Annotated in this window: 10 protein-coding genes; 4 read left to right on the forward strand and 6 right to left on the reverse strand. The window is 44.2% G+C overall.

Going from position 1 to position 14,638, the window contains the following annotated elements; genetic code table 11:
- Positions 1-34: 34 nt before the first annotated feature.
- The 4 genes from R7P80_RS17660 to chiP all read right to left on the reverse strand — a co-directional run bounded on the left by R7P80_RS17660 (position 35) and on the right by chiP (position 5,084).
- The gene (locus R7P80_RS17660; RefSeq protein ID WP_006743033.1) at positions 35-997 is read right to left on the reverse strand and encodes an OmpA family protein; all 963 of its coding nucleotides are present in this window, start codon (positions 995-997) and stop codon (positions 35-37) included.
- Positions 998-1,637: 640 nt separating this feature from the next.
- Positions 1,638-3,065 (reverse strand): glutamate--tRNA ligase, encoded by a 1,428-nt coding sequence (gene gltX, locus R7P80_RS17665; RefSeq protein WP_213971127.1) that lies wholly within the window; start codon positions 3,063-3,065, stop codon positions 1,638-1,640.
- Positions 3,066-3,242: 177 nt separating this feature from the next.
- Positions 3,243-3,839, reverse strand: coding sequence for a DUF2057 domain-containing protein (locus R7P80_RS17670; RefSeq protein WP_064369044.1), 597 nt, complete (start codon positions 3,837-3,839; stop codon positions 3,243-3,245).
- Between the two features lie 123 nt (positions 3,840-3,962).
- Positions 3,963-5,084, reverse strand: coding sequence for a chitoporin (chiP, locus tag R7P80_RS17675; protein ID WP_005382007.1), 1,122 nt, complete (start codon positions 5,082-5,084; stop codon positions 3,963-3,965).
- A gap of 478 nt (positions 5,085-5,562) precedes the next feature.
- Here chiP and R7P80_RS17680 point away from each other — a divergent pair, with 478 nt between their 5' ends.
- Both R7P80_RS17680 and R7P80_RS17685 read left to right on the forward strand, forming a co-directional pair.
- Positions 5,563-8,259 carry a heavy metal translocating P-type ATPase gene (locus R7P80_RS17680; RefSeq protein ID WP_225491769.1) on the forward strand — a complete coding sequence of 899 codons (2,697 nt, stop codon included), beginning with the start codon at positions 5,563-5,565 and terminating at the stop codon, positions 8,257-8,259.
- Between the two features lie 21 nt (positions 8,260-8,280).
- Complete coding sequence (locus R7P80_RS17685; RefSeq protein ID WP_005382005.1) at positions 8,281-8,730, forward strand: DUF411 domain-containing protein; 450 nt, start codon at positions 8,281-8,283, stop codon at positions 8,728-8,730.
- A 65-nt stretch (positions 8,731-8,795) separates the two neighbouring features.
- Here the strand turns inward: R7P80_RS17685 and R7P80_RS17690 are convergent, their stop codons facing one another.
- Together R7P80_RS17690 and R7P80_RS17695 are read right to left on the reverse strand one after the other, a co-directional pair.
- The gene (locus R7P80_RS17690; protein ID WP_005382004.1) at positions 8,796-9,488 is read right to left on the reverse strand and encodes an oligogalacturonate-specific porin KdgM family protein; all 693 of its coding nucleotides are present in this window, start codon (positions 9,486-9,488) and stop codon (positions 8,796-8,798) included.
- Between the two features lie 439 nt (positions 9,489-9,927).
- The gene (locus R7P80_RS17695; RefSeq protein ID WP_054579500.1) at positions 9,928-12,579 is read right to left on the reverse strand and encodes a beta-N-acetylhexosaminidase; all 2,652 of its coding nucleotides are present in this window, start codon (positions 12,577-12,579) and stop codon (positions 9,928-9,930) included.
- A 494-nt stretch (positions 12,580-13,073) separates the two neighbouring features.
- On the opposite strand from R7P80_RS17695, the gene R7P80_RS17700 reads away from it, so the two are divergent.
- The gene (locus R7P80_RS17700) at positions 13,074-13,946 is read left to right on the forward strand and encodes a TraB/GumN family protein (protein ID WP_225491768.1); all 873 of its coding nucleotides are present in this window, start codon (positions 13,074-13,076) and stop codon (positions 13,944-13,946) included.
- Between the two features lie 151 nt (positions 13,947-14,097).
- Positions 14,098-14,481, forward strand: coding sequence for a hypothetical protein (locus R7P80_RS17705; RefSeq protein ID WP_005384085.1), 384 nt, complete (start codon positions 14,098-14,100; stop codon positions 14,479-14,481).
- Positions 14,482-14,638: the final 157 nt, after the last annotated feature.

Genomic DNA, 14,638 nt, shown 5'->3' on the forward strand with positions numbered 1-14,638 from the left:
GCTTCAGTCTTCTATACTACGGTCGAATAGGAGCTTATTGCTGAACTTGGTATTCAAATTCTGGAACAACGATTTCTACGCGACGGTTTTGTTGACGACCTTCACGAGTGTCGTTTGAAGCGATTGGGTTGTTTTCACCTTCGCCACGAGCTTGGATACGTGATGAATCAATACCTTTTTCAACGAGCGCGTTAGCAACAGACTCAGCACGTTTTTCAGAAACCTTTAGGTTGTAAGCTGCTGGACCAGACGTATCTGTGTAACCTACAACTTCAACGTTCGCTTGTGGGTGCTCGTTTAGGAAAGCAACTAGGTTATCAAGTTTTGCAGCGCTCTCTGGTTTTAGAGTTGTGCTGTTTAGATCGAAGCTACCTGTGCCAATTGTTTGAGTTTCGAATGTTTTCGTAACTACAACTGGCTCTTCTACCACTTCTTCTACAACCACTTCTTCAACAACAACTGGCTCTTCTACGATTACTGGCTCATCGTTGCCGCCGAATTTGAAAGAAACACCTAGTGTTGCAGTGTTACCTGTCGCACGAGTTACATCGTTGCTGATGTCAGTCAGTGTTTGGTATTCCGCACGAGCTGTTACGTTTTGGCTTAGGTTGAATTCAAGACCAGCTGCGCCTAGGTAAGAGTAATCATCTTTGCCATCAAACATTACGTAAGCGCCACCCACTTTACCGTAAAGTGCGATGTCTTCAGTGATTGGTAGGCTAAATTTAGGAGCAAGAGTGATTGCTTCTACGTGGCCACCGAAAGAAGTTTGGTTAAAATCACCGATGTTGTCGAAACCCGCTTCTACTGCGAAGTATTTATTCATTTCGTAACCAACAAAAGCGCCAAGAGTAGAATCGTCTTTGTCACAAGCCTGGCCCGCTACACACGCGTCTTCCATCCATGACTTACCCATCTTACCACCAACGTATACTTCTGCTTGTGCTGCTGAAGCCATAAGTAGAGACGCTGAAATTACCGCTGCTAATTTTTTCATTATTGATTCCTCTAAAGAAGTTCTTTTGTTAGATGCCGAAATGCGCCGTCTGACTGACGTTGTATTTCAATTCTTTTTATTCATTCCTTGAGTGAGATACTTAGTCAGCTTCTTTTTATGCACATGCATTTTTTTTATGGAAGCAACTTACGTACATTTCCTGTTCAGTGATACATATCGCCATCTCGGTATCGCTGACGGGATGAACTATAACGCTAAGAAATCGCGAGAAAAATCCCAATTCTGTCAATTTATTGTCATCAAAAATCTCGACAACATGTGATCTTAAGCAAAAAAATCCCCACGCAATCACGACGCAAACGTTTGCTTTAATTTTTGGAACAACATAGCTAAAGCAAAGATTTTTCTTAAAAATGAGACAAATAAAATGGAACTTTAAGGAACATGGATAAAAATCAATCAGATATTTGATATATAATCGCTCATTTTTTATTCACGCCAACGATATTTGGATTAAAAAATCTTATCCATATTGAGGTAAATTACAGGTGAAACCATCTCTTCATTCACCAATATGAGAGAAAGTTTCTCGTTATCTAAATTGAAGATACAAAAAAGCCGCGGTTGCTCACCGCGGCTTTGTGACTATTTATTCAAAAGAACGTTCAGTTCAAAGCAATTATGCGTTTGCTTCACGCTCAGCAATGAACTCAAGCGCCATCTTAATGCGAGCAATACAACGCTCTCTTCCAACCAGCTCCATTACTGCATCGACAGAAGGAGACTGACCGCCGCCTGTTACAGCAACACGTAATGGCATACCGATTTTGCCCATGCCGATTTCCAACTCTTCACATACTGCTGCGATAACGCCATCTTTGATGTTCGCTGTCGTCCACTCAGTTAGTGCTTCCACTTTCGCTAATGCAAGTTCTAGAGGCTCTTTAGCCACGCCACGTAGGTGTTTCTTCGCTGCGCCCGCTTCAAACTCAGAGAAATCTTCATAGAAGTAGCGGATTTGCTCAGCTAGCTCAACTAGTGTGTTGCAACGCTCACCCACTAGCTTGATCACGTCAGTGATAGCAGGACCATTCGTTACGTCTAGTTTTTGTTGATCTAGATGCCATTGTAGATGCTCAGCAACGTACGCAGGATCTGAGTTCTTGATGTAGTGGTTGTTCAACCATTGCAGTTTGTCAGTGTTAAAAGCTGACGCTGACTTAGATACTGCGTTTAGGCTAAATAGATTGATCATCTCTTCTTGAGAGAAGATTTCTTGGTCACCATGAGACCAACCAAGGCGCACTAGGTAGTTGTTTAGTGCCGCAGGCAGGTAGCCCATATCGCGGTATTGCATGACTGATACAGCGCCGTGACGTTTAGACAGTTTCGCGCCGTCATCACCCAGGATCATTGCACAGTGTGCAAATGTAGGTACTGGCGCACCTAGTGCTTCGTAGATGTTGATTTGACGAGGCGTGTTGTTGATGTGGTCTTCGCCACGAACAACGTGAGTGATACCCATGTCCCAGTCATCCACTACTACACAGAAGTTGTAAGTAGGTGAACCGTCTGTACGACGAATGATTAGGTCATCCATTTGATCGTTGCGGATTTCAATGCGACCACGGATTTGATCATCAAATACTACGCTGCCTTCTTTCGGGTTACGGAAACGGATAACACATGGATCGCCATCTTTTGCCGCTTCGTTTGCTGCTTTGATTTTTGGATGGTTAGCATCGTAGCGAGGCATTTCTTTATTTGCTTCTTGCTCTGCACGGATTTCATCTAGCAGCTCTTTAGACGCGTAACATTTGTAAGCTTTGTCTTCTGCAAGAAGCTTATCAACCATTTCGTTGTAACGGTCAAAACGTTGAGTTTGGTAGTAAGGACCTTCATCCCACTCCAAGCCTAGCCATTCCATGCCTTCAAGAATTGCATCAACCGCTTCCTGAGAGTTACGCTCAAGGTCTGTATCTTCGATACGTAGAACGAATTCACCACCTTGGTTTTTAGCGTATAGCCAAGAGTAAAGTGCAGTACGCGCACCACCAACGTGTAGATAGCCAGTTGGGCTAGGAGCAAAACGAGTTTTAACCGTCATTTGAGTTCCTTAGGGGTAATGAGCAACGAGAGATCTCTCGTTGTAATGTCAAGGATAAAAGTGGCGACATTTTACCACCGTAAGTCAATTCTACAATCGGTTTGACAACAGAAATAAAAACAGGGCAGAACCAAAAAGGCACAGCCCTGCTATTTACTGTTAAAGCACGAGACGAAATTACTTCAGGTTACGCATTGCCCATTGCATAAATTCTTGCTGCTCTTCACGGCTCAATTCATTAAACGATGCTTTGATTGTTTTGGTTTCCGCTGGAGAAGACGCAATGCTTGCCTTAGTCGATTCTTTATTCATTGCGTTATTATAGTCGGCAACTTCTCGTTCATAATCACGAAAACCTTGCAAACCACCTTTACGAAGTTGAACCATAGAGAATGCCACTTCTTTTCCGTTTTTGTCTTTCAATACCACTTTAGGATCGAGTTCGAAGGCTCTCGCCTCTTCAATAGTACGGAATGTTTGATAAGTCAGAGAAAGCTCGGTGTCTTTTTCTGCATCAAACTCTAATACCAGCGGCTGCGAATCGAATTTACGGCGCTTTCCATCTTCAAATACGATTTGTCCAACCGTTACCGCCAATTGGTTTTCCCCATCCTTTAACTCGATGCTGTTGTTCTTGGATATCCACTCAGGGTAGACGAACTCGCCGTTGAGAACGCGAGGAATTAATTCAGATTGCAGAGTGAGTTGAGCAGCAAAAGCTGGCGCCGAAAGCATTGCGCAAAGTCCGAGAAGTGTCGTTGTTTTTTTCATCATGGTTTCTCACTTTATACCAATTTAGATAAGCCTCTAAAATTTACAGGCCAGTCATTTCAAAGGCTTATTTGAATAAGTATCAAGATAAAAAGGGCGTTTCCGCCCTTTTAGCTGCTTCTTTAGTTAGAAGTAGTATTCAACACCTACAGAGAACTCGTCGTAGTCAGCAGACTTCCAACGTGCTTCTGTTGGTTTATCTAATTGAGACGCACCGTCGCCAAAGTCTAGAGTACGAGCACGTACGTACAGCACTGCCGATGGATCTACGAAATACATAACTTGTGCTGATAACACATCGTCCGCTGTATCGTTAATTTTCTTACCATCACGCTCGAGATCAAAGTTAGCGGCGTAAGCCAATTTGTATTGCCAATCACCCGTGGTGTACATGATAGCGGCAGACATTGCATCTTGCTTTTCACTCACACCATTGCTTGCGTCCGCTTCCATATATTTGTATTGCGCGAAGAAAGAAATACCGTTATCAAACCAGCCTTGTGCCCCTACCAAGTACGTGTTGTTTTCCCACGTTTGGCTTTCCATCTTGATATTACGGTTACCTTCATATGCCGCATCTAACTGGATAGGACCAATTTTGTAGTGTGCTGCGATACCACCCCAGTAGTCATCCCCTTCACCTAGACCTGCTTTATCACCTGCACCAGCTGCGATATCTAGGGAGAATTTGTCAGCAAACATTGGAGAGTCCCAGCGGATAGTGTTTGATTGACGGTCTTGGTACTTGGCGCCACCAATAGCACCACCCCAGTCGTATACATCGCCCAGGCCAGGGTTAGATGCTGGCCAGTCAACCAATTCGTACATAGGTGTCAAAACGCGACCCAGGCGAATTTGCCCCCAAGATGCACTTTCAAAACCGACGAATGTGTCACGTTCACCAAGACCTGCGCCCTCGCCACCAAAGCTAGGGTCTACATAACCGCCTTCGATTTGCCAAATAAAAGTAGGGTCGAAGTTAGCAAATTGTTTTTTACCACGGAAACCGATACGAGATTCGTTGTTTAGCTGCATGCCACCCAAGTCATCGTCCGTTGCTTTGCTGCCAGAATCGTAATCGCGGTACGCGGCCTGCATCGCGATGATTCCGTAAACTTCATAAGAAAATGAATCTTTGGTTAGAAACTCTTTTGCTGCGTCACTGTTTGCACCATCAGCAAATGCAGCACCACTGAACATCATGCCGGTAATTGCCGTGGCAAGTAGGCTTTTCTTTAGGTAAGACATTATAAACCCCTATATTTTTAGTTTTTTCCATTTTCAAATTCACTAACTAGGACATGGCAGGAACTTGAAACAGTGTTTGGACGGGGCAAATATGACAAACTTTTTTCGCACTAAAAAACTTTCCCTACAGCAATCTGAGCGACTTCAAAATGAGAAGATCAAAAATAAAATAAAATATTTAAAAACAGTTACTTAACATCAACTATAAAAAATAAAAAACGTTAAAAGTACGTTTTGACACTGAACTGACATTGAGAGTATCTAAAAAACGTGAGCGACTTCATTCATCTTTTAGGTGTTTTAACGGAACTTTATATTCAAAGAGAAAAAACCTTGAGATCACTCGCAAGTAAAATGACCATGCACTTGTGGGATTCGAGAGATTTTGACGAAATTGTTGTGAGTAGCAAATGGGTATTGACCTTACCCTTGCAGGAAGGTTTAAGCTCATAGCATCACTACTATTGAGGTGCAGATTATGTATCAGTTAGTTATACCTTTATCAGGGCTCAACTGCATGGGCTGTGCGAGAAAAGTTGAGAAGGCTTTACATGCAAATCACGATGTGGAGATCCTCAATTTGTCCCCGACGCAAGTAGAGGTCAAAACCGAGTCTTCTCTTAAAGAGCTCGTCTCGTCGATTGAATCTCTTGGTTACCAAGCAGGAAATCACTACGAACTAAACCTTTCAGGCTTAAGCTGTGGCGGCTGCGTCAAAAAACTTTCATCTTTATTAGAATCTAATCAAGACGTTATTTCTTTTGAGGCTTCAACAACGCACTTAGAGATTCGTACCCTCCTCTCCGAGCAACAAGTGATCGACTTAATAGCAACACTCGGCTATACCGCCAATCTTGATTCTGTTGAAGTAGAGAACGAAAGCTCACCAGAGACCGAACAGGTAGAAAAGCAAAGCAATATTAAAGATACGCAGGTGCCACCAGCGAGTATTCAATTGCAAATGCTGATTCAAGGCATGACGTGTGCGAGTTGCGTCTCTTCAGTAGAGAAAGCACTTACTAACGTAGAAGGCGTTGAGAAAGCACAGGTCAACCTCGCAGAACAAAGCGCACTAGTATTCGCAAGCCAAGACTCTGATGACCTCCTTAACGCAATTGTTGAATCGGTAAAACAAGCCGGTTACCAAGCAGAGATCCTACAAGACGCCGCCACCCAGCAAGAAAAGCAAGCACAGCAACAACGTCAGCAACAAAAACGCTTTAAACTGGATGCTATTGCTGGCCTTGTCGTCGGTGCCCCTTTAATGATTTGGGGCGTTGCTGGCGGCAATATGATGATTCGCAACACCAACGACCAATTAGCTTGGGGCGCGATCGGTATCGTATGTTTACTCCTTCTTGCCACAGCAGGGAAACACTTCTTCAGTAACGCTTGGTTAGCAGCTACTCACAAGCGCGCCACCATGGACACGTTAGTCGCGCTCGGTACTGGCGCAGCGTGGTTCTATTCGATGCTTGTGGTGATTTTCCCAGACTGGTTCCCTCTTGCTTCACGCCACGTGTACTTTGAAGCGAGTGCAATGATCATCGGCTTAATTTCTCTTGGTCACTATATAGAAGCAAAAGCCAAAGCAAACACAACACGTTCCTTACAAGCGTTGATTAACCTGCAACCTCAGCAAGCTACGGTAATTACGGAACAAGGCGACCAAAAAATCGCGGTTGAGCAAATCACGTTAGGCATGAAACTGCGTATCAAACCAGGCGAGAAAGTGCCTGTTGATGGCGTTGTGATTCAAGGTGAATCATACATTGATGAGTCGATGCTCACTGGTGAACCAGTACCAGTATTAAAAGCACAAGAGGCTCAAGTGTCTGCCGGGACATTAAATACCGATGGTGGATTAGTCATTGAAGCAACGGGCATTGGCGCAAATACCATGCTGGCTCGTATCATCCGCATGGTGCGCACAGCGCAAAGCAGTAAGCCTGCCATCGCGAAACTGGCAGACCAGATTTCATCGGTGTTTGTCCCTGTCGTTGTTGGCATAGCAATACTGGCCGCGCTCGTTTGGTTTGCCGTTGGCCCAGAGCCAAAAGCGAGTTATATGCTGGTGGTCACCACAACCGTCCTGATCATCGCCTGTCCTTGCGCTCTAGGCTTAGCAACCCCGCTTTCTGTCACGGTGGGAGTGGGTAAAGCCGCAGAGCTCGGCATTCTGATCAAAGACGCCGACGCCCTGCAATTGGCAAGCAAAGTCGACACGGTTGTGTTCGACAAAACTGGCACGCTTACCCAAGGTAAACCTAGCGTTCAGAAAGTGTTTACTCACGCCACCAGCCAAGAAGATCTATTGGCTTTAGCGTATGCGGCAGAGCGTCAGTCTGAGCACCCACTGGCAAAAGCGGTATGTGATTACGCCAAACGACACGACGCAAAGGATGTCTCATTAGACAAGTTTGAGAACGTTCGCGGGCGCGGCATTTGGGCGACGTATCAAGATAAACCGCTACTCATTGGTTCGCTTCAATTTATGCAAGCAGAGAACGTCGAGACCAGCGCACTAAAACCTGCCATCGATGAATGCGCAAAAAATGCGTGGACTCCGGTAGCTGTGGCATTGAACGGCGAACTGATCGGTCTGATCGCCATTGCCGACCCGCTCAAATCAGATGCGAAGCAAGCGCTCTCTGCATTAAAATCGCAAGGCATCAAAACGGTAATGCTGACGGGCGATAACCAACACGTTGCCAATGCTATCGGCCAAGAACTTGGTATTGATGAAGTGATTGCCCAAGTAATGCCAGATGAGAAAGCTCAGCACATTGAGCAACTTCAATCTCAAGGACATGTCGTGGCAATGGTGGGGGATGGCATTAACGACGCCCCTGCTCTCGCGTTATCCAACCTAGGTATTGCCATGGGTAGCGGCAGTGATGTCGCCATTGAAAGTTCGCAAATGACCATCCTGAACACGTCACCAATGGCGGTAGTACATGCGATTGAACTCTCTCGCGCTACACTTAAAAACATGAAGCAAAACCTATTTGGTGCCTTTGTTTACAACTCGTTGGGTATTCCAGTTGCCGCTGGCGTGCTTTACCCAGCGTTTGGATTTTTGCTCAGTCCTGTTGTCGCAGGAGCGGCAATGGCACTGTCTTCAATTACTGTCGTTAGTAATGCAAATCGACTACGACTGTTTTCAGTAAAATAACCACTTCTTTTTGAGGGTATTATGAAGTTGAAACTATTGACCTTTGCAATGCTTGCGACCGTGTCCGCCAACGTATTGGCAGCCGATGTCATTAACCATAAATCACCATACTGTGGCTGTTGTGGAGAATGGACAAAACACATGGAAGAGAACGGCTTTACGGTCGAAGAAAAATTGCACGATGACATGAACGCCATCAAACGCGATCTAGGCATCAAGAATGAACAGCTTTACTCTTGCCACACGGCAGAGATCAACGGCTATCTGTTTGAAGGTCACATTCCAGCCGAAGACATTAAAGCGTTTTTGAAAAATCCACCACGTAACGCAAAAGGCCTATCAGTACCGGGCATGCCAATGGGCTCCCCTGGTATGGAATATGGCGACAAAAAAGACAGCTACACCGTTTACGCCTTTAACGAAAAAGGCCAAGTGTTCGAATATAGCCACCACGAAGGCAACGACCAATAAAAACAAAGCCCAGCGAGATAAACCGCTGGGCTTTTTCTAAATGGACAGTTAAGACAAATATAAAATTAGAAGCCGTAAGAGGCACCAAATACAAAAGCGTTATTCACTAGGCTGTCACCACTCGCGTTTTCTGCACCGTGTGCTTGACTGCGGAACTCAAAGTAAGGTTGAACACCTTTACGAGTCCACGTTGCACGAAGCTCGTGGTCCATGGTTTCCGCTTCAATCATGTAGACGTTGTTGTAGCTTAGCGTCACATCCTCATTCATCACGTAACCGATGCGGTTGTCCATGCGGTAATCTGTATCCGCATCTGCGTCTGTCGCATCAATGTGCGCACGAGTACGGTTACTTAAGGAGATGCCGTTATCGAAGTTGTAACCGATCTTAACCAATGGACGGTACTGTACGTTCTCGCCAGCAGAGAACAGGTGTTGGTAACCCGCGGCAACCCATAAATGATCGGTAATATTAAATGACTGCTCACCACCCACAGTGATTGCTGGTGTTGTGTTACCTGCGCCACCGTTTTCTGTTTCCAGTTTACCCAACTGAATACCATCAAATTCGGTGTAAACCGTAAAGCCGCCGAATTGGTTATCAAAAGTATGACCAGCTTCCAGTGTAGACGTAACGTCCGAACCATGAATTCGACCATCATCGTGGAATTGAACATTACCTGTTACGTAAGAAGAACCAGCAAAAGCGCTAGAAGCGAAAGCGAGAGAAAGAGCACTCAGTGCAAAAATGTTTTTCATAATTACTGCCTTTATTTATTCACGTTATGCGATAGTTTTAGAGGGCATCTCTTCCCTTTTATCGCAAACTTTGGAATGTGCCTCCTTGGCGTTCGCAATATTGTTTCAATTAATTCGCGATGAAAAATAAAACATTTTAAAAAGTGATCTTGTTCAAACCGAAGCTCAACAACCCTGATAAAAACATGGAAAATACAGGCACTTATCGTATTTTTATAAAATTATTCAAAAAATAGAAGTGTGATCGTAAACAGATAATTTATTGATATTTAGCAGATTAAGTCGATCCAGTTCACAATAACCTTGACCATTACAACCAAAAACTTATTTATCAATGAAAAATAATTAGACATCGATCACGCTTAATTTCCTCAAAAAATAAAGAAAGCCCCAACATGAGGTTGAGGCTTTGCCAAAAAATTAACTTACAAGAATTGAGTTATTTCACGCTGGTCACTCGACTTGCTTTCTCACCAGTTGCTGACACGGAACGGATAAACACTTCACCTTTCACATTTGGACGAGCATTATCTGCGTAAGTTAGCCAGTTCTTGCCGTCTAGAGAGTATTGAAGCTTCACCCCTGGGAACTGAACGTTCATTGCTAGCTTGCCATCTTCTACTTTCGCACCTGGTACAGGCAGGCGGTAGTCGATACCTGATTTTTCTAGCTTAGCCAGTTCACGTTGGCCAAGTACGTTCGCAAAGCGGTTGTAGTCTTGGTTTAGCGCGACTTTGTCTACTAGGTTAGAGTTTTGCGAGTATTCAACACCCACTTTGTAGTCGTTTTCCCAATCAGCACGGTGCCATGCACGCTCAGCGGCTGCTAGTACGCGAGGGAATACCATGTACTCGTATTGCTCATCGTTACGTACTGTCTCAGACCAAAGCTGTGCTGATAGACCGTAGAAAGGTTTCGCTTCGATTTCACCTTTACCAGTGAAGCCGTTACCATCGCGGTCTACAGAAGTTTCTGCGTTTTGAGGCATGTTCTCTGGTGCAAAACCAAACATCTTACGAGTATCTGTTGCACGTGTTGCCCAGTAGTAACCACGCTCTTTCGGGTCAACTTCGTACGGCATGTCCATGTACACGTAGTCTGGGTTAGAAACGATAACGTCGTAACCTTTCTTAGACCATTCGTACACTGATGATGTGCCCCCCCAGTAAAGAACGTCCCAGAAGTTAACACGTGTGTTTTCTGTTGCGAACGCTTTCTCACCTTCGCTGTACTTAAGGCCATCTTGCCAAGCTTGGAAGTTTGGAATGCCTTTCTCTGCCACCATCTTCGACACTTCTTCTGCAAAGTGGCTTGGTAGATGAGCAAAATCGCTTACCGTACCGTCTGCAATTAGCGTCTGACATTGTGGAGATTGTGCAAATGGCTTGTCTTGCTTAGACAAATCAATGTTACCCTTCCAGCTTACTTTGTCTTCTGCGTTGATGTCTTGCAGACCAGCGCCTAGCTTGATGTTCTTCGCTTCGTCACCACCAAAGTGCCATGTTGTTAGCGGCGTGCCCGCTTCTTGGTGCATTGCTGCTACTTCTGAAATCACTTTATCAACAAAGCGAGTGGAAGATTCCATACATGGATTGATGAAGCTTTGCTTGTTGTAGAACTGAACCGTCGTTACGTTCGATGTATCTTGAGGGTCCATCAGGCGGTACTCGTTCGCTTCGGCTTCTTTGCCTTCTTCCATCAGACGGTCGTAACGTGCTTCCATTGATATCACTGCTGCACGTGCGTGCGCTGGCATATCGATTTCAGGAATCACTTCGATGTTACGCGCTTTCGCGTACTTCAAGATGTCCACGTAGTCTGCTTTGCTGAAGAAGCCAGAGCCAAAGTTGTCTGTCGTTGCGCCTGAGCCAAGCTGAGGCAGTAAACAGCTTTTCTCTTCCAAATCGAAACAACGGTTAGCACCCACTTCAGTCAGCTCAGGCAGACCCGGGATTTCTAAACGCCAGCCTTCATCATCCGTTAGGTGAAGGTGTAGTTTGTTCATCTTGTACGCGGCCATTTGGTCAAGCGTTGCAAGAATTGCGTCTTTAGAGTGGAAGTTACGAGCCACGTCCACCATCACACCACGGTAATCAAAACGCGGCGCATCTTTAATAGACAGTTGTGGTAGAGAATCAGCATTTTGGCTATCTACCAAGCCAAAGATAGATTGTACTGCGTAGAAAGCACCTGCTTGGTCAAACGCTTTAATCGCAATACCGTCGCCTTTGATGCTCATTTCGTAAGCACCAGATTTTGCCAATTCACCGGTGAAGTCTGCAGGAACAACAGTGATGCTTACAGGAAGATCACCACGAACATCCACACCTACCACTTCTGCACGACCTTGAATTGCTGCGTATTGAGCCGCATCGAATGCGTCTTTAGGCAGCGCAATACCCGCCGCGATATCTACCGTACCTTTACCTGCTTCAACAGACATTGGCGTTGGTAGTAACGTGGTTGATACGTCTTGTTTTGCTAGATCTTCGTTCTTCTCGAAACGAGACACAGCGCTCGCAAATACGTTGTTGTCATCTGGCGTACGTTTTAGGTTGTTACCCTCAAGGCCAGTCACGAAAGATGCAACGTCTTCTGTGTTAAGAGAAGCGATCATCTTAGGCTCTGCATTTGGTGCAGCAACGAAAGCGCCTGGCATGAAGTCAGTTTCAAATAGCTGCCAGTATTCAGCAACAAGAGGAAGCACAACCTCTTCACCCGCAGCAAAACCATCAAACTTATCTGTTGGTTCTAGTTTGTGTAGATCACCCGTTACGCGAGAGATTTTAAACTGTTCGTTTTCAACATCCAGAATCAGACGAATGCTATGGAAGTAAATAGCCCAATCTTTTGAGTCAACCGCTTCACCTTGGTTAACCAGCGTCATGTTTACCTTGTTACAAGACGCCCACTCAGCCCCTAAGTCCTGACAAGCAAGACCTTCGTTTGCACCGTGGTTAGTCAACACTTGGTATTGAATATCAAGATTATTAGCCAACGAATTTACAACTTGTTGTTCAGAGCTTTGCAGCGCAGAGCAACCTGCTAATGTAGTGATAACAGAAACAGCAATCAGACTAGGTTTAAACATCTTACTTCCCCAAAAAAGTCAGTGGTTCAAAACGACAATGATAAAAATCTCGGCCCCTCAAATGCGAGGTGCCTAACCGTTACATTCAACATACAACCTGTTATTTCTAAGCGTAAAATAAATAGAAATAGGAAGTGATCCAGTTCAAAAAATGACACTCAGAAAAAATAATAAAAACCTAATTTTCATGGAGTTACAATACACGTCAAAATCGAACAACTTGTTTTGACGAGTTTGCTGCGATCTAGGTCACTTATATTCATGAGTTACGACTGATTTTGTAAGATTTGGATCACGCCTAATTATTTTGTGAGCCATTAGTAAGCGAATTACCTATTTACCTTTCGTGAAGTGACTCTCATTTATTCGTCGTCAAAACTCGTCAATATTTTTAGAAATGACGATTTTGTCGAATACCCCACTGGAGAAATTGCACTTAACCTCACGCTATTTTGCGTATAAAGTTTAAAGGTATCTTATCTGAGGACCATTCTATGTTTCGTCTCTTGACGCTCATATCATCTCTACTTGTTACTTTGACTCCTTTTTCATCTTATGCAGAGCCACAGCATTGGTTAGCAAAAAAAGGGGAAACCGAACTTATGATTATTGGCTCGGTACATGTGGGGGATAAAACGATGTACCCACTCCCTAGAACGGTCATCCAGCATTTAAGCCAAAGCACAGGGTTGATTATTGAAGCAGACGTCAGGAATTCTGAAGGCTTGGTTTACCCACAAACAACCATTCTTTCTAAAGATGTTTTAGACAGAGCTCAACGTCGCCACTTAATTGAAATTGCCCAAGATTTAGGTTTGCCAGAAACTCAACTCCTAAATTCCCCACCTTGGATGGCCGCATTCACCATCCAACTCGCTTTAGTCAACAAACTGGGGTATGTCTCTGATAAAGGGGTCGACATGCACTTAATAGGACTCGCTGATAAAAAGCAAATCCCGGTCATTCCACTAGAGTCCGTGCAATTCCAAATCGATTTAATCGCAGGTCAATCAGAAGGCGGTAAAGAGATACTTCTCTCATCAATTGAAGAATATGATGGCGGAGAAGAGTTGGTTCAATGCTTGATAGAGAGTTGGAAGAGTGGTGATGGTAGCATGTTGGTCGAAGCCTCTTTGACCGATCATACAACAGAAGAGTTTAACCAAGCCTTTTTATACGAGCGTAATCGAGATTGGGCTAAAAAACTCGACACTGGCAGTGTTCTACCTCAGCAATCGGGTCGTTACACCGTTGTTGTTGGTGGCTTGCATTTAGTAGGTAAAGATAACCTGATTGAACTGCTTAAAAATCGGGGATTTAACATCAAACCACTGGGTAAGCCGCGCCAAGCAAATTGTGATATCTAGTGATTGTTTGAAAAATGCCATTTAAATACAATTATTTAAATACAACCATTTAAAATTCATTCAAACTTTCTTATAAAACGCCGTTAAGCTAAGTGGATACAAAACAACTCATATGAAATTTAAATATTTATTCCTATACACGATTGGAATTATGCTCACTTCTTCGCTGTCTTATGCTAAACCGCCATGCAACGTAGAAGCTTTTCAAGCTATTGATATAACTCCGGAAGTAAAAGGCGGTGTTTTAGATAAAGAGAGTGGTCAATTTCTTATTACCGAAAAACCAATGATGCGTTGCGCGAACATCACGTTTTCAACAGCCCACACTCGAAATCGCGTTGCACATATGATGAACCAAGGCTTTGAAGCGGTTTACTATGATGGAAATACAAGCAAATCTCACTCAGTAACGTTTGATGAAGACGATTTAAAAGCGGGTTACGTCAAGATTGGGCCAAATCACCCAAAGACCGCTTATGTCTGTTTCACTACTTCTGAAACTCCTATCAATACTATCTCGTGTGACATCAAGTAATAAATTTACTCGCTCTTAAAAAATGAAAAGGCCCTACATTTCTGTAGAGCCTTCCTCTCAATACGTGTCGGTGAAGAGCCATGACCTTTCCCCCTAAATTAACACCATGACTTTGATGAGATTTCTAATACACTAGAAACAGTGGAGATCTGAAAAT

The sequence above is a fragment of the Vibrio sp. 2092 genome (assembly GCF_033339635.1).
Taxonomy (GTDB): domain Bacteria; phylum Pseudomonadota; class Gammaproteobacteria; order Enterobacterales; family Vibrionaceae; genus Vibrio; species Vibrio alginolyticus.

Bases quoted from the DNA above. Each gene is read 5' to 3' on its own strand.
- gltX (WP_213971127.1), bottom strand. From the start codon at position 3,065: ATGACGGTTAAAACTCGTTTTGCTCCTAGCCCAACTGGCTATCTACAC.
- chiP (WP_005382007.1), bottom strand. From the start codon at position 5,084: ATGTCTTACCTAAAGAAAAGCCTACTTGCCACGGCAATTACCGGCATG.
- R7P80_RS17700 (WP_225491768.1), top strand. From the start codon at position 13,074: ATGTTTCGTCTCTTGACGCTCATATCATCTCTACTTGTTACTTTGACT.
- R7P80_RS17680 (WP_225491769.1), top strand. From the start codon at position 5,563: ATGTATCAGTTAGTTATACCTTTATCAGGGCTCAACTGCATGGGCTGT.
- R7P80_RS17705 (WP_005384085.1), top strand. From the start codon at position 14,098: ATGCTCACTTCTTCGCTGTCTTATGCTAAACCGCCATGCAACGTAGAA.
- R7P80_RS17685 (WP_005382005.1), top strand. From the start codon at position 8,281: ATGAAGTTGAAACTATTGACCTTTGCAATGCTTGCGACCGTGTCCGCC.
- R7P80_RS17690 (WP_005382004.1), bottom strand. From the start codon at position 9,488: ATGAAAAACATTTTTGCACTGAGTGCTCTTTCTCTCGCTTTCGCTTCT.
- R7P80_RS17695 (WP_054579500.1), bottom strand. From the start codon at position 12,579: ATGTTTAAACCTAGTCTGATTGCTGTTTCTGTTATCACTACATTAGCA.
- R7P80_RS17660 (WP_006743033.1), bottom strand. From the start codon at position 997: ATGAAAAAATTAGCAGCGGTAATTTCAGCGTCTCTACTTATGGCTTCA.
- R7P80_RS17670 (WP_064369044.1), bottom strand. From the start codon at position 3,839: ATGATGAAAAAAACAACGACACTTCTCGGACTTTGCGCAATGCTTTCG.